The sequence below is a fragment of the Mycobacterium sp. 360MFTsu5.1 genome (genome assembly GCF_000383495.1).
Taxonomy (GTDB): domain Bacteria; phylum Actinomycetota; class Actinomycetes; order Mycobacteriales; family Mycobacteriaceae; genus Mycobacterium; species Mycobacterium mucogenicum_B.
On the sequence record NZ_KB911467.1, the window covers coordinates 84,007 to 104,678 of the forward strand.

Sequence of the window (20,672 nt, forward strand, 5' to 3'; positions counted from 1 at the left end):
TCAGTCTTTCGCCACCACCGAGTAGGCGGCCGCCAGCAGCGAGGGGTCCGGGCCTTCGAGGCGGCCCGGCTTGGCCAGGCCGTCGAGCACCACGAAGCGCAGCACGCCCGAACGGGTCTTCTTGTCCCCCGCCATCGACTCCAGCAGCTGCGGGAAGGCGTCGGCGTCGTAGCTGACCGGCAGGCCCAGCGCGGTGAGCACCCGGCGGTGGCGGTCCGCGGTGTCGTCGTCGAGGCGGCCGGCAAGCCGGCCGAGCTCGGCGGCGAACACCAGGCCCACCGACACGGCGGCGCCGTGCCGCCACTGGTAGCGCTCGCGGCGCTCGATGGCGTGCGCCAAAGTGTGTCCGTAGTTGAGGATTTCGCGCAGTGCCGATTCCTTCTCGTCGGCGGCGACCACCTCGGCCTTGACGGCGATGGCGCGGCGGATGAGTTCGGGCAGCACGGTTCCGGCGGGGTCCAGCGCGGCCTCCGGGTCGGCCTCGATGAGGTCCAGGATCACCGGGTCGGCGATGAAGCCGGCCTTCACGATCTCGGCCATGCCGGCGATGATCTCGTTGCGCGGCAACGATTCCAGCGTCGCGAGGTCGACGAGCACGGCCAGCGGCTGGTGGAAGGCGCCGACGAGGTTCTTGCCGGCGTCGGTGTTGATGCCGGTCTTGCCGCCGACGGCGGCGTCGACCATGCCGAGCAGCGTCGTGGGCACGTGCACGATGTCCACGCCGCGCAGCCAGGTGGCGGCGGCGAACCCGGCGACGTCGGTGGCCGCGCCGCCGCCGAGGCTGACGATGGCGTCCTTGCGGTCGATCCCGATGCGCCCCAACACTTCCCAGATGAAGCCGACGACGGGCAGTTCCTTGCCCGCCTCGGCGTCCGGGATTTCGATGCGGTGCGCGTCGATTCCGTTGTCCGCCAAGTAACTACGGATCGCCTCGGCGGTCTCGTTCAGCACCGGCTGGTGCAGGATCGCGACGCGGTGCCGGCCCTGCAAGACGCGGCCGAGGTCACCGAGCAGGCCCGTCCCGATGATCACCGGGTACGGCCGGTCGACGTTAACCTCAACGACGACGGGTTCAGTCATTGCGAGCCTTTCAATCGTTTCGCCAGTGCCGCAGGGCTCGGCGGGGCCTCGGTGGTCGGTCCGGGGTTCAGGACCGTCGGCAGCCGGCGCCACGCCGAGCGGCGGCGGCGCCGGGAGTGCTCGTCGCAGCGTGGCTGCTCGAGCCGGTGCACGATGTGGCGGACCACGGCACCGGGATTGCGTCGGTTGGTGTTCACCCGGAGTGTCGCGACCTGCCGGAACAGCGGCACGCGCTGCGCCATCAGCTCGCGGTACTTGGCGCCCGGATCGTCACCGGCGAGCAGCGGACGTCCGCCGCCCGCGGTACGCCGAACACCTTCTGCCGCACTGATTTCCAGGTAGACGACGGTGTGGCCGACGAGCGCTTCCCGCACCTCCGGAGTCGTCACCGCGCCGCCGCCGAGCGACACGACGCCGTCGTGTTCGGCCAGCGCGTCGCGGATCACGTCGGCTTCGATCTTGCGGAACACCGGCTCGCCTTCGGCGAAGATGTCGGCGATGCTGCGACCGGTGGTCTCGACGATCTTGGCGTCGGTGTCGAGCATCGGCACCTGCAGCGCCTTCGCCAACCGTCGACCGATCGTCGACTTGCCCGAACCGGGCATGCCGACCAGTACAGCCTTGGGCGCCATCGAGCTATCCGGACATCTGCGGTTCGCGCTCATGCACCGCACGCAGGTAGTTCTCGACGTTGGCGCGGGTCTCGGCCAGCGAGTCGCCGCCGAACTTGTCCAGCGCGGCCCGAGCCAGCACCAGCGCCACCATGGCCTCGACGACCACACCGGCCGCGGGCACCGCACACACGTCGGAACGCTGGTGGATGGCGACGGCCTCTTCGCCGGTGGCCATGTCGACGGTCGCCAGCGCGCGCGGCACCGTCGAGATCGGCTTCATCGCGGCACGGACCCGCAGCGGCTGACCGTTGGTCATGCCGCCTTCCAGGCCGCCGGCGCGGTTGGTGGAGCGGGTGATGCCGTCCGCGCCCGGGTAGATCTCGTCGTGCGCGACGCTGCCGCGGCGCCGCGCGGTCTCGAAGCCGTCACCGATCTCGACGCCCTTGATGGCCTGGATGCCCATGACGGCGGCGGCCAGCTGGCTGTCCAGCCGGTTGTCGCCGCTGATGAACGAGCCGAGGCCGACGGGCAGTCCGCTGACCACCACCTCGACGACGCCGCCGAGCGTGTCGCCGTCCTTCTTGGCGGCCTCGATCTCGGCGATCATGGCTTCCTCGGCGGTCTTGTCGAAGGCACGCACCGGGCTGTCGTCGATGGCCTCGAGATCCTGCGGGCCCGGGACCGGGCCGTCGTAGGGCTTGGAGGCGCCGATGGAGATGACGTGCGAGACGACGTCCACACCGAGGGCCTGCTTCAGGAACGCACGGGCGACGGTGCCGGCCGCGACGCGGGCCGCGGTCTCGCGGGCACTGGCGCGCTCGAGCACCGGGCGGGCGTCGTCGAAGCCGTATTTGAGCATGCCGGCGTAGTCGGCGTGCCCGGGCCGGGGCCGGGTGAGCGGCTCGTTACGCGCGGTGTTGGCCAGCGCCTCCGGGTCGACCGGGTCGGAAGCCATGACGGTCTCCCACTTGGGCCACTCGGTGTTGCCGATCTGGATGGCGATCGGGCCGCCGAGCGTCAGGCCGTGCCGAACGCCGCCGAGCAGTGTGACTTCGTCCTTTTCGAACTTCATCCGGGCACCGCGGCCGTAGCCGAGACGACGCCGCTGCAACTGCGTGGCGATGTCGTCCGAGGTCACCGAAAGACCGGCCACCATGCCTTCGAGCATGGCCACCAGGGCACGACCATGGGATTCACCTGCTGTGGTCCATCGCAACACGTGTCCCATTGTCCCATGAGGGGGTTTACCGGCTGAAATCCGTCAGCCCAGGCTGCATTGCAGCAGCACGGTGTCGATGTCACGGCCGTGCTTGTGCCCGACCTGCCGCAGTCGGCCGGCCTCGTCGAAACCCAGCTTCTTGTGCAGCGCGATGGACGACGGGTCGCCGCTGTCGGCGATCACCGCGATGACCTCACGCACGCCGGCGGCGCGGGCAGCGTCCAGCAGTGCGCCGAGCAGTTCCTTGCCGGCGCCCTGTCCGGTGGCCCACGGCGCCAGGTAGATCGAGTCCTCCACCGTGCCCTGATAGGCCGGCCGGGATTTCCAGGGCAGGCAGTACGCGTACCCCGCGACCTTGCCTTCGCGCTCGACGACCAGGAACGGCAGTCCGGCGGCGAAGACCCTGGCGAACCGCGCCTGCCACTCCTCGGCCGCGGGCGACTCCAGCTCGAACGACGCCACGCTGTTCAACACGTAATGCGCGTAGATGTCGGCAATGGCGGGCAGGTCAGCGGTGGTGGCGGTGCGGGTGGTCATGGTGAGGCAAAGGTACCTAGCGCGACGGCCGCGGCGCTCGCCAGGCACATCGACGGGCCGTGCGGCACGGTCCGCCCGTTGCGTCGAAGCAGGACCAGCACCGCGTATCCCGCGGTCAGCAGCGGCGCCCCGATCGCGGCGAGCACCCACACGTCGGCGCCGCACATCCCGGTCAGTGCGCCCAGCCCGAGGGCGAGTTTGACGTCGCCCCCACCCATCGCGTCGGGGCTCACGAGATGGATCAGCAGGTAGAGCGCGCACAGCGCAGCCGCGCCAGCCAACGCGGGGAGTCCGCGGCCGAGGATGACAGCCGCGAGCAGAATCACCGCAGCGCCGGGCAGCGTGAGCCAGTTCGGTAGCCGTCGCTCGCGTAGGTCATAGGCACACAGCGCGATCATCCACAAACCAATAGCCAAGCCCGCCCCCATCTTTCGAGGCTAAGGGCGTTGTGCAGGGCGTCCTGACACAAGATTGCGCCACAGCTGCAGGCTCAACCACCACCACAGCCAAACACGCGTTGACCCTCACACGAGGGCACCATCTACTCGGACTTTTACGCCATAGCCGCGGAGTCAATGCCGACCTCGCGTTCACCCTGCACCCAGGGTCGTCGCTACTCGACCTTTGTGGCCGTCAGCGCAGGGTCAACGCTCATGAGCCGATTGCTTGTCGAGTGCCCAGCATGCGCCCCTACGCTCAGCTCGCAGCCAGCGCCGCCGCCATCACCTCGCGGGGCGCGGGCATCCCGGTGAATTGCTCCACCTGCGCGTAGGCCTGGTTCAGCAGCATCTGCAGGCCGCTGACCACCCGGCCACCGGCCGCGGCAACCGCGGCGGCCAGCGGCGTCGGCCACGGGTCGTAGATGGCGTCGAGCAGCACGGCCGTGTCGGCGACGGTCCCGGAGAACTCGCCGGCAACGGCGGCGGGCAGCGTGTTGACCACCACGCCAAGGGAATTGAGCGGTTCGCCGAGCGCGACCCACCGGCTCGCGACGCCCAGCCGTTCCCCCAACGCCACCAACGACGCGGCCTTGTCGGCATTGCGGGCGACGATCGCCAGGTCCCGCACACCGAGTTCGGCCAAGGCCACGACGGCCGCCGGCGCGGTGCCACCGGAGCCCAGCACCGCTGCGGTGCCCGACACCTCACCCAGTGCGCCGGCGACACCGTCGACGTCGGTGTTGTCGGCCCGCCAGCCGCCGTCGATCCGCACCAGGGTGTTGGCCGAACCGACCAGCTCAGCGCGGGCCGTGCGTTCGGTGGCGAACCGCAGCGCCGCGAACTTGCCGGGCATCGTGACCGAGACGCCGACCCATTCCGGGCCGAAACCGCCCACCAGAGCCGGCAATTGCTCCGCGGTGCACTCGATGCGGTCGTAGGTCCAGTCGGTCAGCCCGAGCTCCCGGTAGGCCGCCAGATGCAGCTGCGGCGACCGCGAATGCGCGATCGGCGAGCCCAGGACCGCAGCCCTCATCGGGCACTGTCGAGCACGCCGTTGCGTTTGGCGAGCTCGATGCTGGCGAGGTGCTGCTGGTAGTCGCGGGTGAACACCGTCGTGCCCTGCAGGTCGATGGTCACGAAGTACAGCCAGTCCCCCGGCGCCGGGTCCTGCGCCGCGACGACGGCGGGCTGGCCGGGCGAACAGATCGGCGTGACCGGAAGTCCTTCGCGCACATAGGTGTTCCAGGGGGTCGGCTGCTCGCGGTCGGCGTCGGTGGTGGCCACTTCCTGCCGGTCCAGCGGGTAGTTCACCGTCGAGTCGAACTGCAGCCGGCGGTGGTCGGGGGTTGCCAGCCGGTTGTAGATGACGCGGGCCACCTTGGCGAAGTCCTGCGGGTTGGACTCCCGCTGCACCAGCGACGCCACGATCAGGATCTGGTACGGGTTCAGGTTGGCGGCGGCGCCGGCGTCGAGCAGCCCGCCCTGTTCGTACTGGCGGCTGCTCGCGCTGATCAGACCCGACAGGATCGACGTCGGGGTACCGGCCGGGTCGACGTTCCAGGTGCCGGGCGCGATGAGCCCCTCGAGCCTGCGGTGATCGGCGCCCAGCGCCTTCACCGGCCCCGCCGCCCAGCTGGGCACCAGCAACGCCGAGACATCGGCGGCACCGGCGGCCTTCTTCAGCTCGTCGGCCGACACGCACTTGCGCTTGCCGTCCAGGTCGACGCAGGAGGCCGCTGAGATCAGGCTGAAGATGCCCTGATTGATCTTGTTGGTCTTGACGTCGGTGGTGTCGTCGAGCTGGCGGCCTTCCGGGATCACCAGGCGGCCGACCCGATTGTTCTTCTCGGTGAGCCTGGACACCGCGTTGGCGGCCGAGATCTCGGTCCGCAGCTTGTAGAAGCCCGGCTGAATCTCGGTCATCGCCTTGTTGCCCTCGGCGGCCAGGACGAACGTCTTCACGTTCGCCACGACGCCGTGATCGAACAGGGTCTGCCCGATCGCGGTGGTCGAGTCACCGTTGTGCACCTCGACGACGAGGTCGCTGCCACCGTCACCGGAGTAGTCGTTGCCCGACCCGAAGATGCCGTGCCACAGCCGGGACCCGAGGAACACCGCGCTGACCACGACGACGATGAACACCGTCAGCGCCACCATGCTGCGGCGCCGGCGGCGCTTGCGGTTGCGCTCGGCGCGGACCCGCTCGGCCCGGCTCATGCCCCGGCGGGGCCGGCCCACCGACTCGGGCTTGATGCGGGTGCTGCTGCCCCACTCGTCGTCATCCCCCGGGGCGTCGGGGCGCATGTCCTCGGCCGGCGTCACAGATCGGCCTCCTCGGACCGCTCGCGGGCGGCCAGCACCGAACGGCGCATGTCCAGCCAGTTCTGCAGGATGCCGACGGCGGCCACCTGATCGATCATCTGACGTTGCCCCTTCGCACGCACCCCGGCCTCCCGCAGCGAGCGCTGCGCGGTGACCGTCGTCAGCCGTTCGTCGGCCATCCGTACCGGAGTCGGAGCCACCCGCACCGCCAGGGCGTCGGCCACCGCGATCGCGTCCCGCGCCGAGCTGCTCGCCCGGTCCTTCAGTGTGCGCGGCAACCCGACGACGATCTCGACCGCCTCCTGCTCACCGGCCAGCTTCACGAGCCGGCCCAGGTGCTTGTCGGTCTTGTCACGACGCACCGTCTCGAGCGGCGTCGCGAGGATGCCGTCGGGGTCACACACCGCGACACCGATCCGCACCGTGCCGACGTCGATGCCGAGCCGGCGGCCGCGACCAGGGTCGTCGGCCCCGGGGCGGTCGGGCATGCGGTCGGTATCGGCCAAAGCTAGCTCCGGCCCAGTTCAGCGCGTAGCGCGGCCAGACCCGCGTCGATACCCGCTGCCCCCTTACCGGAACCCTGTGCCAGATCGGCCTTTCCACCACCACGGCCACCGACCGCGGTGCCCAGCTGCTGCACCAGTTCGTTGGCCTTGAACCCGAGGTCCTGCGCGGCGGCGTTGACGGCCACCACGTACGGCACCGACTCACCCGAGTCGGCGATCAGCGCGATCACCGCCGGCTCCGAGCCGAGCTTGCCCTTGATGTCACCGACCAGGGTGCGCAGGTCACCACCGGAGATGCCGCCGGCCATCCGCTGTGCGACGACGCGGACCTTGCCGATGACCTCGGCACCGGCCGCGGCGTTGGCGGCAGCGGCCTTGGCGCCGGCCAGCCGGACCTTGTCGAGTTCCTTCTCGGCGGCCTTGAGCTTGTCCACCAGGGTGGCCACGCGGGCAGGCACCTCTTCCGACGGCACCTTCAGCGACGCGGCCAGACCGGCCATCAGCGCGCGTTCCTTGGCCAGGTGCCGGAACGAGTCCAGACCGACGTAGGCCTCGACGCGACGCACACCCGAACCCACCGACGACTCGCCGAGGATGGTGACGGGGCCGATCTGCGCCGAGCGCTGGACGTGCGTACCACCGCACAGCTCCATGGAGAACGGTCCGCCGATCTCGACGACGCGGACCTCGTCCGGGTAGGACTCGCCGAACATCGCCATGGCGCCCATCGCCTTGGCCTTCTCGAGCTTCTCGTTGAAGGTGTGCACCTCGAAGTCGGCCTGCACGGCCTCGTTGGTGACTTCCTCGACCTGCGTGCGCTGCTCGTCACTGAGTGCGCCCTGGTAGTTGAAGTCGAACCGCAGGTAGCCCGGACGGTTCAGCGAGCCGGCCTGAACAGCGTTGGGGCCCAACACCTGTCGCAGCGCAGCGTGCACCATGTGGGTACCCGAGTGGCCCTGGGTGGCGCCGCGGCGCCACGTGGGATCGACCGCGGCGGTCACGGTGTCGCCCTCGACGAACTCACCGGACTCGACGTTGATGGTGTGCACCCACAGCGACTTGGCGATCTTCTGCACATCGGTGACCGCGGCCTTGGCGGTGGCCGAGGAACCGGTGCCGGTGATCGTTCCGGTGTCGGCGATCTGGCCACCGGACTCGGCGTACAGCGGCGTCCGGTCCAGCACCAGCTCGACACGGTCCGAGCCCTCGGTGCCGTGCGTCACCACCGGCACCCGCTTGCCGTCGACGAAGATGCCGAGAATCCTTGCCTCGGAAGTCAATTCGTCGAAACCGGTGAACTCGGTGGGACCGGCGTCGACCAGGTCGCGGTAGGCCGACAGGTCGGCGTGCGCGTGCTTGCGGGCGGCGGCGTCGGCCTTGGCGCGGGCGCGCTGCTCGGCCATCAGGCCGCGGAAGCCCTCTTCGTCGACGGTCAGGCCGGCTTCGGCCGCCATCTCCAGCGTCAGCTCGACGGGGAAACCGTAGGTGTCGTGCAGCGTGAAGGCGTCAGTACCGGAGACGACGGTCTTGCCGGCGGCCTTCGTGGCGGCCGCGGCGTCCTCGAACAGCCGCGAACCCGAAGCGAGGGTGCGGTTGAAGGCGGTCTCCTCGGCGACCGCGATGCGGTTGATGCGCTCGAAGTCGGTGACCAGCTCCGGGTACGACGGACCCATCGTGTCGCGCACGGTGGCCATCAGGTCGGACATGATCGGCTGCTCGACACCGAGCAGCTTGGCGGCGCGGATGATGCGGCGCAGCAGGCGGCGCAGCACGTAGCCGCGGCCTTCGTTACCCGGGGTGACGCCGTCGCCGATGATGATCGCGGCGGTGCGGCTGTGGTCGGCGATGACGCGGTAGCGCACATCGTCGGCGTGGTTGCCCGCGCCGTAGTGCCGCGGCGCCACCGAGGCGACCATGTCGATGACGGGACGGACCAGGTCGGTCTCGTAGACGTTGTCGACGCCCTGCAGCAGGCACGCGATGCGCTCGACACCCATGCCGGTGTCGATGTTCTGGCGCGGCAGCGGGCCGAGGATTTCGAAGTCGGTCTTGCTGGTGCCCTCGCCGCGCTCGTTCTCCATGAACACGAGGTTCCAGATCTCGATGTAGCGGTCCTCGTTGGCCTCGGGGCCACCGTCGATGCCGTACTCGGGGCCGCGGTCGTAGTAGATCTCCGAACACGGACCGCAGGGTCCCGGAATGCCCATGGACCAGTAGTTGTCGGCCTTGCCGCGGCGCTGGATGCGCTCCGGCGGCAGGCCGGCGATCTCCTCCCAGAGCCCGATGGCCTCGTCGTCATCGAGATAGACGGTGGCCCAGAGCCTTTCGGGATCGAAGCCGTAGCCACCCTCGGACACCGGGTTGGTCAGCAGGTCCCAGGCGAGCGCGATGGCGCCGCGCTTGAAGTAGTCGCCGAACGAGAAGTTGCCGGCCATCTGGAAGAACGTGTTGTGCCGGGTCGTGATGCCGACCTCGTCGATGTCCGGCGTGCGGATGCACTTCTGGACGCTCGTCGCCTTGTCATACGGCGGGGTGCGGTCGCCCAGGAAGTACGGCACGAACTGGACCATGCCGGCGTTGACGAACAACAGGTTCGGATCGTCCAGGATCACCGATGCGCTCGGCACCTCGGTGTGGCCCGCTTTCACGAAATGATCGAGGAATCGTTTCCTGATCTCGTGTGTCTGCACGTGCTGATGTCCTTCATCGACCGGGTAGTTGCCCGAATAACAGTACCGGTCGGCCTTGTGCCCAGCGCCGCCGCGGCGGACAGTTGTCTCTATCCGGTGGCGCCACCGGAGCGCCGCCCTGAATAAAGAGGGGGTGGACCGTGTTCGCACGTTCTACCACGATGATGGCGAGCCCTGATCAGATCGATGCCGGCGTCGCCTATATCCGCGACGAGGTCATGCCTGTGCTGCAGGAACTTCCCGGTTCTGTCGGCCTGTCCCTGATGGTCGACCGGGCAACCGGCCGGTGCATCGCCACCAGCGCATGGGAGTCCGAGGACGCCCTGCATTACAGCGCCGGCGAGGGCCGCCGGCTCCGCAATCTGGCCGCCGAACGCTTCGGCGGCGGCGCCCCACTGGTCGAGGAGTGGGAGATCGCCGTTCTGCACCGCGAGCGCGGCAACGGCGCGTGTGTGCGGGCGACCTGGCTCACCGTGCCGCCGGATCTCATGGAGGCCGGCATCGACTACTACCGCGACACCGTGCTGCGGCAGATCGAGCATCTGCCGGGGTTCTGCAGCGCCAGCCTGCTCGTCGACCGCGGCTCGGGCCGTGCGGTGTCGTCGGCGTCCTTCCGCACCCGCGAACTGATGGAGGACTACTGGGAGCAGGCCACGGCGTTGAAGGTCGAATCGGTGCAGGCCGCCGGGGCGTCGGAGATCGACGATTGCGCCTTCGATCTCGCCATCGCCCACCTGCGAGTGCCCGAACTGGTCTAGCGCTTGCGCCGGATGATGGCGCGCAGCTTCTCCAGCCGGCCGCCGATCTCGCGTTCGGCCCCGTACGCCGTGGGCCGGTAGTAGTCGACCCCGACCAGCTCATCGGGTGGATACTGTTGCGCCGCAACACCACCCGGGTGGTCGTGCGCGTACTTGTAGCCCTGCGCGTGGCCGAGCGCGGCGGCGCCGGCGTAGTGCCCGTCTCGCAGATGCGCGGGCACCATGCCGGCCTTGCCGGCCCTGATGTCGGCCATCGCCGCCCCGAGGGCGACGGTCACCGCGTTGGATTTCGGCGCCGTCGCCAGGTGCACCGTCGCGTGGGCCAGGGTCAGCTGGGCCTCCGGTAGCCCGATGAGCTGCACGGTCTGCGCGGCGGCCACCGCCGTCGGCAGCGCGGTCGGGTCGGCGATGCCGATGTCCTCGCTGGCCAGGATCATCAGCCGGCGCGCGATGAACCGCGGGTCCTCCCCCGCGGTCAGCATCCGGGCCAGGTAGTGCAGTGCCGCGTCGACGTCCGAGCCGCGCACCGATTTGATGAACGCGCTGACGACGTCGTAGTGCTGGTCACCGTCGCGGTCGTAGCGCACGGCGGCCTTGTCGAGCGACTGTTCGATGACCTCGACCGTCACGCGTTCGCCGGCTTCGGCGGCGACCTCCAGCGCCGTCAGCGCCCGCCGGGCATCGCCCGCCGACAGCGTCACGAGCAGCGCGACGGCGTCGTCGTCTACCTCGACGGCACCGCCCAGGCCGCGCGGATCGGTGATCGCGCGCTGCACGACGGTCCGCACGGCGTCGGCCGTCAGCGGTTGCAGCTGCAGGATCAGCGACCGCGACAGCAGCGGCGCGACCACCGAGAACGACGGGTTCTCCGTGGTCGCCGCCACGAGCAACACCACCCGGTTCTCCACGGCGGCCAGCAGGGCATCCTGCTGCGTCTTGGAGAACCGGTGCACCTCGTCGATGAACAGCACGGTCTGACGGCCGTGGATGGCGCTGCGCCGGGCCTCGTCGATCACCGCGCGCACGTCCTTGACGCCGGCCGACAGCGCCGACAGCGCCTCGAACCGGCGGCCGGTGGCCCCCGAGATCAGCGACGCCAGGGTGGTCTTGCCGGTGCCGGGCGGCCCGTAGAGGATGACGCTGGCCGCGCCCGAGCCCTCGACCAGGCGGCGCAGCGGCGAACCCGGCTTGAGCAGGTGGTCCTGGCCGACGACCTCGTCGAGGCCGGCCGGGCGCATCCGCACCGCCAGGGGTGCGGCCACGACGGAGCCGGACGCCGGCTCATCGCCGCCCCCTACGTCGAACAACCCGTCAGACACGCCTCAGGCTTACCACGCCGCACCGACCGGCGATTCAGTCGGCAGGTGCGGTCACGAAGTCGATGAGTTCCTCGACCCGCCCGATCAGCGCGGGTTCAAGGTCGTTCCAGTCCCGCACGCGGCCGCGGATGCGCTGCCATGCCTGGGCGATGTCGGCCTGGTCGGCGTGCGGCCAGCCGAGCGCCTCGCAGACGCCGTGCTTCCACTCGATACCGCGCGGGATGACGGGCCACGCCTCACGCCCGATGCGGGCGGGTTTGACGGCCTCCCAGATGTCGATGAACGGGTGGCCCACCACCAGCGTGTGCTCGCCTCCCGGACCGCGCCGCACCTGCTCGGCGATGCGCGCCTCCTTCGAGCCCGACACCAGGTGGTCGACGAGGACGCCGAGCCGGCGGCCCGGCCCGGGCTGGAACTCGCGGACGATGGCGGCCAGGTCGTCGACACCGCCGAGGTACTCGACGACCACGCCCTCGACCCGCAGGTCGTGTCCCCACACCTGCTCGACCAGTTCGGCGTCGTGGCGGCCTTCCACGTAGATGCGGCTGGCCAGCGCGGTGCGGGCCCGATGTCCTTGCACGGCAACCGAACCCGAGGCCGTGCGGGTGGGCGCGGCCGGCGCGGTGCGCTTGGGTGCGGTGAGGATGACGGGGTTGCCGTCGATCAGATAGCCGGGGCCGATGGGGAACGGCTTGCGGTAGCCGTCGAAGTCCTCGAGGACCATGCGGCCGTACTCGACCGAGACCACGGCGCCCACGAAGCCGGTCGTGGCGCACTCGACCACGAGCCCCTTCTCGGCGGCTTGCTCGGTCGAACGCTTCCTGGCGTTCGGGTTGCGGGCCAGTACATCGGATCCGTATCGGTCGCTCACGGCACCGATCCTAGGAACGATCGCGAGCCAGATCCGGTTGCGCCACCCGTGTTTTCGTCACAGACCGGTTACGGGGCCTTCTCGACCTTGATGTCACAGGTGATGCGCTCACCGTCGACCTTCACGATCTTCATGTGCGCGACGTACTGGACCTTGCGCGGCCCGGTGAAATGGCAGTCGAACTGGGCACCCTTGGTGGCCTCCACGTCGGACGGACACTTCACGTCGGTGGGGGTGAACTTGTTCTGATCCGAGACCAGCTTGACGACCTGCTTGGCGGCGTCATCCGCCTTGACCGTGGTTTTCGAGCTACACCCGGCCGGTGAAAGGGCCACCAGACCCAGTAGCACCGCTGCCCCCACCCGTACGCGAATCATGGGCGCGATCGTGCTCTATCGCCGTGGGCCGCGTCAACGCGCCGCGCGGGAGGCATTGACCTCGTCCACGGCCGTATGGATGAACCGCATCTTCTCGAGGACCGCGGCCGGCAGCACGAACGGGTACAGATCCTCTTTGCCCATCGACCGGTTGACCATGTTCAACGCCCAGGCCAGCGGCAGCCAGAGCTCGATGAGCGTGTCAAAACCGCTGGGGCCCAGCACCCGCCGCTCGAAGGTGGCGCCCGCGGGCGCGAAACCGAAGGCTGCCGCGGTGTCGAGAGTGTCCCGGATGTGCAGGTAGTGCGCGAACGTCTCGGCCCAGTCCTCCGCCGGATGCATGGTGGCGTAGGACGACACGTACTGCTGTTCCCAGCCGGCGGGCGCACCGTCGCGGTAGTGCCGGTCCAGCGCGGCCTGATAGTCGGCGTCGGGGTCCCCGAACAGGGCGGTGAAGTCCGCGACGGCCTCGGGCGACGGCTGAATCAGGCGATAGAAGTAGTAGTGCCCGATCTCATGGCGGAAGTGGCCCAGCAGCGTCCGGTACGGCTCGGCCATGGCGATCCGCAGCTGTTCGCGGTGCACGTCGTCGCCTTCGGCGAGATCCAGGGTGATGACACCGTCCTCATGGCCGGTGAAGACCTGGTGATGCTCGCTGGACAGCAGATCGAAAGCGAGGCCCTGCTCCGGGTCGCGGTCGCGGCCGATGATCGGCAGGCCCAGCTCCGCCAGTTCGACGATCAGCCGGCGCTTGGCCTGCTCGGCGGCGGCGAAGTTCGCCATGGCTTTGGTGTCGTCGTCGGCGGGCCGGGTCCGGGTCAACGCGCATGATGGGCACAGCTGCCGCACCGGCTCGATCCGCACCAGCCAATTGCATTCGGCCAGATGCAGATTCGCGCACAGCTGGTAGTCGGTCGAGGCGACCGCACCGGCATGATCGTTGTCGCCGTTACCGTCCGGTGGGGCGATCACCAGCAGCGCCATGTCGTCCAGCGAGAAGCCCAGGGCGCTACCGCAGCCCAGGCACACCGAGTTGTCGAACGCCAACCGCTGACCGCAGTTCGGGCAGTTGAAATCACGCATGCAGTGGGCCTCCCGCAATAGGTGCGACATCGACGGAGACGTCGATGATGCTGCTCTCGGAGTCGGTGTAGATGATGCCCCGCAGCGGCGGCACGTCGGCGTAGTCACGGCCGAACCCCACCACGATGTAGCGTTCGTCCACCATCTGGTCGTTGGTCGGGTCCAGCCCCAGCCAGTTGTTCTCCGGCGTCCACACCGACGCCCAGGCATGGGTGGCGTCAATCCCCACCATACGTTCCTTGCCCGGCGGCGGGTCGGTGGCCAGATATCCCGACACATAGCTGGCGGCAAGGCCGTTCGCACGCAGGCAGGCGATGGCCAGGCGGGCGAAGTCCTGGCACACTCCTTCGCGGGCTGTCAGGACCTCCGCGACCCGGGTGGACACCGTCGTCGACCCGGACCGGTAGGTGAAGTCGGCGAAGATGCGCGAGTTGAGGTCGCGCAGCACCTCGATCAGCGGCCGGCCGGGCACGAAACTCGGTGCGGCGTAATCCCGCACCTCGTCGGTGATCTCCGCGGATTGCAGATCCAGCACGAATTCGGCGGCCAGCGCACCGTCCGGCCCGGACGGCCGAGACTGCTCCCACGGTGCCAGCGCGGCTCCTGCCCCGTACCACTCGGCGGGCGGCGGATCGACCTCCACGATACTGCGCCCCGTCACGACGAGTTCGCGATGGGGTTGTGTCACATGGAAATACGAGCTGATGTTGCCGTAGGCGTCCCGGCTCGTGGAGCGGTCGGCGGGTTCGGGGTCGATGTTGAGCCGATACGACTGGCAGCGCTGCTGACCGCTGTCGCGCGGGGTGAGGAACCCGCGGCCGTACGAGCTGGTGACGACGTCGGAGTAGCGATACCGCGTGCGATGGGTGATCTGGTACTCGCGGGTCATGGCATCTGCCGCCGTTCGTCGGGACCCCACAGCGGCTGCATGCCACTCGGGAGGGCCAGATGCGTGGCCCGGATCAGCTCGGACAACTCCCGCAGATCGGCGTGCATACCGTCGAGCAGCTCGGCGAGTTCGTCGCGCTGCCCTTCGCCGGTGACGTGCTCGAGGTCGGCGGGGTCCTGACGTCGCAGTCGGGCGGCGATCTCGTCGATCATCCGTTCCGGGCGGGTCGACCCCGTCGACGACGGCAGGGCCCGCAGGTCGGCGCGCAGACGCTCGAACTGGAAGGCCAGCGACCGCGGGTTCTCCTCGTCGAACAGCACGAGGTCGGCGATGGCCGCCACGCTCACCTGTCCCAGCATGCGCCTGCGGTACATCACCGCCGACTCACACACCACGAGCACGGACTCGCTGACGGTCCGTTCGGTCTCGGCGCTGTGGGCGGTGGTGAGGGTGGCCCGCAGCAGTGCGGTCAGGCCCAGACCACGCTCGATGCGCTTGCCGATGTCCATCATCGTCCAGCCGACGTCGCGCACCATGGACTCGGCCGCCACACCGGACAGTGCCAGCATCCCGGCCAGGGTCTGGCTGGGGGCGGTGGACAGGTACGCCTCCCCCTTGGTCTTCGAATCCGGCGGCGACAGCGCCGTGCCCTGGCGCTGCCGGGCGCGGTCTGACGGCTGCAGCACCGCACGTTCGACGGCGGCCAGCACCATCCAGGTGTCGTTCGACATCTGGTCGCGGACCGCGCGCGCGGCCAGCCCCAGCCGTTCGACGGATTGCGCCAGCGAACCCGGCCGGTGCCGGTCGGCGGTGAGCGCCCACAACGTCGTCGGCGTGATGGCCAGCTGTTCGGCGTAGTCGCCGTCGGCACCGGTGTCGGTGCCGGTGATCCGGCCCAGTGCGGTCAGCAGTACCGGCACGCAGTCACTGCCGCCGAGGTCCCGCCGGTAACGGAATTCGTGGTAGCGCTCGCGGGTGACGGTGAGCAGCCGGGCGGTGAACTCGGCACGTTCGGCGTACCGGCCCAGCCAGAACAGGTCGGAGAGCACACGCGGCGAGCTCACCGCGCGGGTCGGGCTCGGCGTCATGGCCGGCAGCTCGACCGGCTGCGCCTGCACGACCGCGGCCCGGTCGGGCGATCGCACCCAGACATCCTTGGCCGCAACGGTTTCCATGCCGTAGGCGGCGTGCCCCCGCGCCAGGATGTAACCCAGCCCGCCGATCATCGGCGCGTAACCCCCGCGCTGGGCGACGGTGAACAGCCGCATCCCGACGCTGCCCGCGGACAATCCGCTGGGGAGCAGGTCCATCGGGGCCGTGGAGAACTCGGGCAGTTCCTGGCCCATCCATTGCCACGGGGCGGCGTCGATGCGGGCCGCCAGCTCGGCCCGCTGGGTGGTGGACAGGGCGGGACCGACGATCGCCGGGCCGCCCGTCACCGGCCTGATCAGCAGGGTGGACAGTTTGGTCAACAGATGCGAGCGCTCGGCGTCGATTCCGCCCCAGAAACATCGGGCGCTCGGCAGTTCCGGGGTCTCCCCGGTGAGCAGCTCGGCCAACTCCGGCAGGAATCGGGTGATGCCTGGGCTTTCGAGGATGCCGCTGCCCAGCGTGTTCACCACCGTCACCGCCCCGCGCCGCAGCACCTCGACGAGTCCGACCACGCCGAGCCGGGAGTCCGGCCGCAGGTCCAGCGGATCGGCATACTCGGCGTCCACGCGGCGCAGTACGACGTCGACCCGCTTGAGGGTGCCGAGCGAGCGCATCAAGAGGTTGCCGTCGCGCACCACGAGGTCGGCGCTCTCCACCAGTGGGAAGCCCAACACACCGGCCAGGTAGGCCTGGTCGAAGGCGGTCTCGGAGTGGCTGCCGGGGCTGAGCACGACGACCACCGGTTCGCGCGCGGCTTCCGGCGCCGCGTCGATGAGCGCCAGCCGCAGGGCCTGCGCCCAGGGCGACGCCGGGCGCGGCGCCACCTTCTCGTACAGCTCGGGCACCGCGTGCGCGACGACCCGCCGGTCGGCGAGCGCGTACCCGGCGCCCGAGGGCGCCTGCGTCCAGTCCGCGTTCACCGCGAAGCCACCGTCGCGGTGACGGCTGACGTCGCAGCCGTGCAGGAACAGCTGGTGGCGACCCGGCACCGTGATGCCGCGGGCCGCGCGGACGTAACCGGGATGGGCGTACAGCAACTCGGGCGGCAGCACCCCGGAGGTGATGGCGCGGCGCGCCCCGTACAGGTCGGTGAGCACCGCGTCGAGCAGCCGGGAGCGCTGTACCAGTCCGGATTCGAGGGTGCGCCAGTCCGCCGCGGACAGCACCAGGGGCAGGGCGTCGAGCTGCCAGGTGTCGACCACCGGCGTGCCGTCGACATCGGTGACGGTCGTGCCGTCCCGGTCGACCTGCACGTAGCTGATGCCGTCGTTGTCGACGAGCTCGCGAACGACACCACGGAGCTGGTCCAGGCCGGTCCGGCCACGGTCGCGGACGCAGTCGGTCAGCTCCTGCCAGGCCGGCCGGACCGCGCCCGCGTCATCGACCAGTTCGTCGTAACCGGCGCCGGCCACCTCGCGGACGTCGAACAACGGCTCCTGGGCCCGGTCGGCCCGGTACCCGGCCAGTGGGTCGCCGACGGGCGCCGCCTCCTCGGCCAGCTCTTGGGATCTGTGTGTACGGAGAACCATTACCGCAGAACGGTACGCACCCGGCGCAGATCGAGGATGCCCGACGCTCCGCCATCGGTGGATTGACGGGCCCGCTTCTCCCGGAGATCGGCCAGATCGACCGCGCCCGGGGTGAAGCCGATGGCCTCGAAACGGCGGCCCCGGCGCGACTCGGCCTCGACGGCGTTGACCGGCGGGGTGTCGTATGCACGGCCGCCGGGATGCGAGACGTGGTAGGTACAGCCGCCTTTCGAAAAGCCGGTGAATCCATCGACGAGTTCGAACCGCAGCGGCCCGTCGACGGTGATCGTGGGATGCAGCGCGCTCGGTGGTTGCCAGGCCCGGTACCGCACGCCGCCGACCTGGACGTCGGGTGAGTCGGTCGCCAGCAGCGGGATGGGATGGCCGTTCACGGTGACGAGGTACCGGTTCCGGTCGGCGCCGATGAGCCGGACCTGCAGCCGCTCCACCGAGGAGTCGACGTAGCGGGCGGTGCCGGTGCCGGTGGACTCCTCGCCCAGGGTGTTCCACGGCTCGATGGCGCCGCGCAGCTCCAACTCGGCGCCGTCCAGGATGACGCTGCCGATCCGGGGAAAGCGGAACTCGGTGAACGGGTCCAGCCAACTGGTGTCGAATGCGATGCCGTGCGCCCGCAGGTCGGCAGCGACCTCGGCGATGTCTTGAATGATGAAGTGCGGCAACAGGTATCGGCCGTGCAGGTTCTCCCCGTGGCGGATCAGCGGGGCCCGCAGCGGCTCGTCCCAGAACCACGCGACCAGCGACCGCACCAGCAGCGACTGCACCATGGCCATCTGGAAATGCGGCGGCATCTCGAACCCGCGCAGCTCCAGCAGGCCGAGTCGGCCGCGGGCACTGTCGGGGCTGTAGAGCTTGTCGATGCAGAACTCGGCGCGGTGCGTGTTGCCGGTGATGTCGGTGAGGAGGTGGCGCAGCGCGCGGTCGATCGCCCACGGAGCGCCCTCCGCCACGCGGTCGATCTCGGCGAACGCGATCTCCAGCTCGTACAGCGCCTCGAGGCGCCCCTCGTCGACGCGCGGGGCCTGCGACGTCGTCCCGACGAACCGGCCGGAGAACAGGTATGACAGCGCCGGATGCCGTTGCCAGTACGTCAGCATCGACACCAGCAGGTCGGGCCGGCGCAGCAGCGGTGAGTCGGCGGGCGTGACGCCGCCGAGGGTGATGTGGTTGCCACCGCCCGTGCCGCCGTGGGTGCCGTCGACATCGAAGGACTCCGTGCCGAGCCGGGCCTGCCGGGCCGCCTCGTACAAGGTCTCCAGTTGTGCGGCCTGCTCGGCGAAGCCGGCCGTCGGCGCCACGTTGACCTCGATGACGCCGGGGTCGGGTGTGACGGTCATCTGCTGGAGCCGGGCGTCCGGCGGCGGTCCGTAGCCCTCGATCACGACGGGGACGCCGATGTTCGCGGCGGCCTTCTCGATGCGGCTGACCAGATCGGCGAAGTCGTCGAATGCCGTTGTGGGCGGCAGGAATACGTACAGCAGACCGTCGCGCACCTCGGCGACCAGGGCGGTGGGAGGTGCGCCGTCGGCGCTGACGACGGTCGCCGGCCTGGCGGGGGTGTCAGCGCGCTCGGGCGCAAGCGGGTCGGTGTCGGGCACCGGTCGCGGCGGCTGCCAGCTGATCGAGTTCAGCGGCAATCGCAGGCCCGCAGGCGAATCGCCGCCGATGAGCACCAATCGCCCGCGGCGCAGTTTCCAGTCGGCGGAGACCCACCCGGTGTCGTCGTCGCTGCGGTGCAGCGGCAGGACGTGGGCCGCGGGTTCGGTGACCGCGGCATCGAGCCTGTCCGCCAGGGCTTTCCGCTGTGCGGCACCGTCGTCCGCCAGATCGTCGGTGACCGGGTCCCCGTCGGGCCGGCGGACGGCATCGGCCAACCGGGCGAGGGCGTCCTCGTAGGCCGGACGCACCTGGCTGTCCGGCAGGCCGAGCCCGTCGGCGATCTCGGTGAGCAACCGCTGTGCCGCATCCGGCGCGACCGCCGGGGATTCACCGGACCACGGATCGGCCAGCAGCGCCGCATCGGTCCACAGCGGCGTTCCGTCGGTGCGCCACATCAGACCGATCTGCCAGCGCGGCAACGGCTCGCCCGGATACCACTTGCCCTGGCTGCGCTGCACCAGCCCGTCCGGCGCCCAGGCGGCTTTCAGCTGGGCGGTGAGGGCGGAGGCGAGCGTGCGCTTGTGCGGTCCGTCGGCGGCCGTGGTCCATTCCTCGTCGGTCTGGTTGTCGATCGAGACGAAGGTGGGTTCGCCGCCAACGGTCAGCCGTACGTCGCACTCGGTCATCCGCTCGTCGATGACGGCACCGAGAGCCTGGATCGACTCCCACGCCTGCTCGGTGTACGGCAGGGTGACGCGCGGGTCTTCGTGAATCCGCGTCACCACGTTGACGAAGTCGAGGGTGGATTCGCACGGTTCGACGGCACCGGTGATCGGGGCCGCCGATTCGGGGTGCGGCGTCGCCGACAGCGGGATGTGGCCTTCCCCGGCCAGCAGGCCCGAGGTCGCGTCGAGGCCGACCCAGCCGGCGCCCGGGATGTACACCTCGGTCCAGGCGTGCAGGTCGGTGAAGTCGGCAGCGGGACCCGACGGCCCGTCCAATGCTTCGATGTCGGCGCTCAGCTGCACGAGATAACCGGACACGAAGCGCGCCGCGAAGCCCATCTTCCGCAGGATCGCGACCAGCAGCCAGGCGGAGTCCCGGCAGGAGCCGATGCCGGTGCGCAGGGTGTAGTCCGGCGCCTGGACGCCGGGTTCGAGACGGACGCTGTACCCGACGTCGGCATTGACCGCCCGGTTCAGCGCCACCAGGAAGTCGATGGTGCCGGTGCCCGGCACCACGTCGAAGTTCCGCACCCAGTCCGCCGTCAGGTCGTCGGCGTCGTCGACGGGGCGCAGGTAGGGCTTGAGGTCTTCGAGCAGGTTGTCCGGGTACGCGAACGGGACGGTTTCGGCCCATTCCTCGATGAAGAAGTCGAACGGGTTGATGACCTTGAGGTCGGCGATCAGTCCGACGGTGATGCTCAACTTGGTGGCGCGGTTCGGAAAGACCAAGCGGCCCACGAAGTTACCGAAGGCGTCCTGCTGCCAGTTGATGAAGTGGTCGGCGGGCTCGACCTGCAGCGAGTAAGCCTCGATCGGCGTGCGCGAGTGTGGTGCGGGGCGCAGCCGAACCACGTGCGGGTACACCTTGACCAGCCGGTCGAACGTGTAGCTGGTCCGGTGCTCCAGCGCCACCTTGATTGCCATAGCGATCGATCCCACCACAA

At 69.8% G+C, this 20,672-nt stretch carries 17 protein-coding genes; 1 reads left to right on the forward strand and 16 read right to left on the reverse strand.

Annotation, left to right across the window (positions count from 1 at the left end):
- The 9 genes from aroB to alaS form a co-directional block, all read right to left on the reverse strand.
- Nucleotides 1-1,080 carry a 3-dehydroquinate synthase gene (aroB, locus tag H289_RS0115265; RefSeq protein WP_020101670.1) on the reverse strand — a complete coding sequence of 360 codons (1,080 nt, stop codon included), beginning with the start codon at nt 1,078-1,080 and terminating at the stop codon, nt 1-3.
- Complete coding sequence (locus H289_RS0115270; RefSeq protein ID WP_020101671.1) at nt 1,077-1,712, reverse strand: shikimate kinase; 636 nt, start codon at nt 1,710-1,712, stop codon at nt 1,077-1,079. Before H289_RS0115270 ends, aroB begins: the two co-directional genes overlap by 4 nt.
- Before the next feature lie 4 nt (nt 1,713-1,716).
- Nucleotides 1,717-2,913 (reverse strand): chorismate synthase, encoded by a 1,197-nt coding sequence (gene aroC, locus H289_RS0115275; RefSeq protein ID WP_029105273.1) that lies wholly within the window; start codon nt 2,911-2,913, stop codon nt 1,717-1,719.
- Nucleotides 2,914-2,955: 42 nt separating this feature from the next.
- Complete coding sequence (locus H289_RS0115280; RefSeq protein WP_020101673.1) at nt 2,956-3,450, reverse strand: GNAT family N-acetyltransferase; 495 nt, start codon at nt 3,448-3,450, stop codon at nt 2,956-2,958.
- On the reverse strand, nt 3,447-3,878 hold the full coding sequence (locus H289_RS0115285; protein WP_029105274.1) for a prepilin peptidase: 432 nt from the start codon (nt 3,876-3,878) through the stop codon (nt 3,447-3,449). The genes H289_RS0115280 and H289_RS0115285 overlap by 4 nt, the downstream gene beginning before the upstream one ends.
- 268 nt (nt 3,879-4,146) lie before the next feature.
- On the reverse strand, nt 4,147-4,923 hold the full coding sequence (locus H289_RS0115290) for a shikimate dehydrogenase (protein WP_020101675.1): 777 nt from the start codon (nt 4,921-4,923) through the stop codon (nt 4,147-4,149).
- Nucleotides 4,920-6,194 (reverse strand): endolytic transglycosylase MltG, encoded by a 1,275-nt coding sequence (locus H289_RS0115295; protein WP_036420702.1) that lies wholly within the window; start codon nt 6,192-6,194, stop codon nt 4,920-4,922. The genes H289_RS0115290 and H289_RS0115295 overlap by 4 nt, the downstream gene beginning before the upstream one ends.
- Before the next feature lie 14 nt (nt 6,195-6,208).
- On the reverse strand, nt 6,209-6,718 hold the full coding sequence (gene ruvX, locus H289_RS0115300) for a Holliday junction resolvase RuvX (protein ID WP_029105276.1): 510 nt from the start codon (nt 6,716-6,718) through the stop codon (nt 6,209-6,211).
- A gap of 2 nt (nt 6,719-6,720) precedes the next feature.
- Nucleotides 6,721-9,408, reverse strand: a complete 2,688-nt coding sequence (gene alaS / locus H289_RS0115305; RefSeq protein WP_020101678.1) for an alanine--tRNA ligase — start codon at nt 9,406-9,408, stop codon at nt 6,721-6,723.
- 140 nt (nt 9,409-9,548) lie between these two features.
- On the opposite strand from alaS, the gene H289_RS0115310 reads away from it, so the two are divergent.
- Nucleotides 9,549-10,166, forward strand: a complete 618-nt coding sequence (locus H289_RS0115310; RefSeq protein WP_036420668.1) for a hypothetical protein — start codon at nt 9,549-9,551, stop codon at nt 10,164-10,166.
- On the opposite strand, the gene H289_RS0115315 is transcribed toward H289_RS0115310, so the two are convergent.
- From H289_RS0115315 to H289_RS0115345, 7 genes are all read right to left on the reverse strand, one after another.
- Complete coding sequence (locus tag H289_RS0115315; protein WP_020101680.1) at nt 10,163-11,485, reverse strand: replication-associated recombination protein A; 1,323 nt, start codon at nt 11,483-11,485, stop codon at nt 10,163-10,165. The two genes, H289_RS0115310 and H289_RS0115315, sit on opposite strands and share 4 nt — an antisense overlap.
- Before the next feature lie 34 nt (nt 11,486-11,519).
- Complete coding sequence (locus H289_RS0115320; protein WP_020101681.1) at nt 11,520-12,356, reverse strand: DUF3097 domain-containing protein; 837 nt, start codon at nt 12,354-12,356, stop codon at nt 11,520-11,522.
- 68 nt (nt 12,357-12,424) lie between these two features.
- Nucleotides 12,425-12,733 carry a DUF4333 domain-containing protein gene (locus tag H289_RS0115325; protein ID WP_020101682.1) on the reverse strand — a complete coding sequence of 103 codons (309 nt, stop codon included), beginning with the start codon at nt 12,731-12,733 and terminating at the stop codon, nt 12,425-12,427.
- 33 nt (nt 12,734-12,766) lie between these two features.
- A complete protein-coding gene (locus H289_RS0115330) occupies nt 12,767-13,816 on the reverse strand; it encodes a zinc-binding metallopeptidase family protein (protein ID WP_020101683.1) in 1,050 nt (349 codons plus the stop codon).
- Nucleotides 13,809-14,705, reverse strand: coding sequence for a transglutaminase family protein (locus H289_RS0115335; protein WP_020101684.1), 897 nt, complete (start codon nt 14,703-14,705; stop codon nt 13,809-13,811). Before H289_RS0115335 ends, H289_RS0115330 begins: the two co-directional genes overlap by 8 nt.
- On the reverse strand, nt 14,702-17,386 hold the full coding sequence (locus H289_RS0115340; RefSeq protein WP_020101685.1) for a circularly permuted type 2 ATP-grasp protein: 2,685 nt from the start codon (nt 17,384-17,386) through the stop codon (nt 14,702-14,704). The genes H289_RS0115335 and H289_RS0115340 overlap by 4 nt, the downstream gene beginning before the upstream one ends.
- Nucleotides 17,386-20,652 (reverse strand): transglutaminase family protein, encoded by a 3,267-nt coding sequence (locus H289_RS0115345; RefSeq protein ID WP_020101686.1) that lies wholly within the window; start codon nt 20,650-20,652, stop codon nt 17,386-17,388. Before H289_RS0115345 ends, H289_RS0115340 begins: the two co-directional genes overlap by 1 nt.
- Nucleotides 20,653-20,672 lie beyond the last annotated feature (20 nt).

What these genes read in the sequence shown, in the direction of transcription:
- H289_RS0115280 (WP_020101673.1), bottom strand. Translation starts at nt 3,450, where the DNA reads ATGACCACCCGCACCGCCACCACCGCTGACCTGCCCGCCATTGCCGAC.
- H289_RS0115340 (WP_020101685.1), bottom strand. Translation starts at nt 17,386, where the DNA reads ATGGTTCTCCGTACACACAGATCCCAAGAGCTGGCCGAGGAGGCGGCG.
- H289_RS0115345 (WP_020101686.1), bottom strand. Translation starts at nt 20,652, where the DNA reads ATGGCAATCAAGGTGGCGCTGGAGCACCGGACCAGCTACACGTTCGAC.
- H289_RS0115335 (WP_020101684.1), bottom strand. Translation starts at nt 14,705, where the DNA reads ATGACCCGCGAGTACCAGATCACCCATCGCACGCGGTATCGCTACTCC.
- H289_RS0115270 (WP_020101671.1), bottom strand. Translation starts at nt 1,712, where the DNA reads ATGGCGCCCAAGGCTGTACTGGTCGGCATGCCCGGTTCGGGCAAGTCG.
- H289_RS0115295 (WP_036420702.1), bottom strand. Translation starts at nt 6,194, where the DNA reads ATGCGCCCCGACGCCCCGGGGGATGACGACGAGTGGGGCAGCAGCACC.
- H289_RS0115290 (WP_020101675.1), bottom strand. Translation starts at nt 4,923, where the DNA reads ATGAGGGCTGCGGTCCTGGGCTCGCCGATCGCGCATTCGCGGTCGCCG.
- H289_RS0115285 (WP_029105274.1), bottom strand. Translation starts at nt 3,878, where the DNA reads ATGGGGGCGGGCTTGGCTATTGGTTTGTGGATGATCGCGCTGTGTGCC.
- aroB (WP_020101670.1), bottom strand. Translation starts at nt 1,080, where the DNA reads ATGACTGAACCCGTCGTCGTTGAGGTTAACGTCGACCGGCCGTACCCG.
- H289_RS0115325 (WP_020101682.1), bottom strand. Translation starts at nt 12,733, where the DNA reads ATGATTCGCGTACGGGTGGGGGCAGCGGTGCTACTGGGTCTGGTGGCC.
- H289_RS0115330 (WP_020101683.1), bottom strand. Translation starts at nt 13,816, where the DNA reads ATGCGTGATTTCAACTGCCCGAACTGCGGTCAGCGGTTGGCGTTCGAC.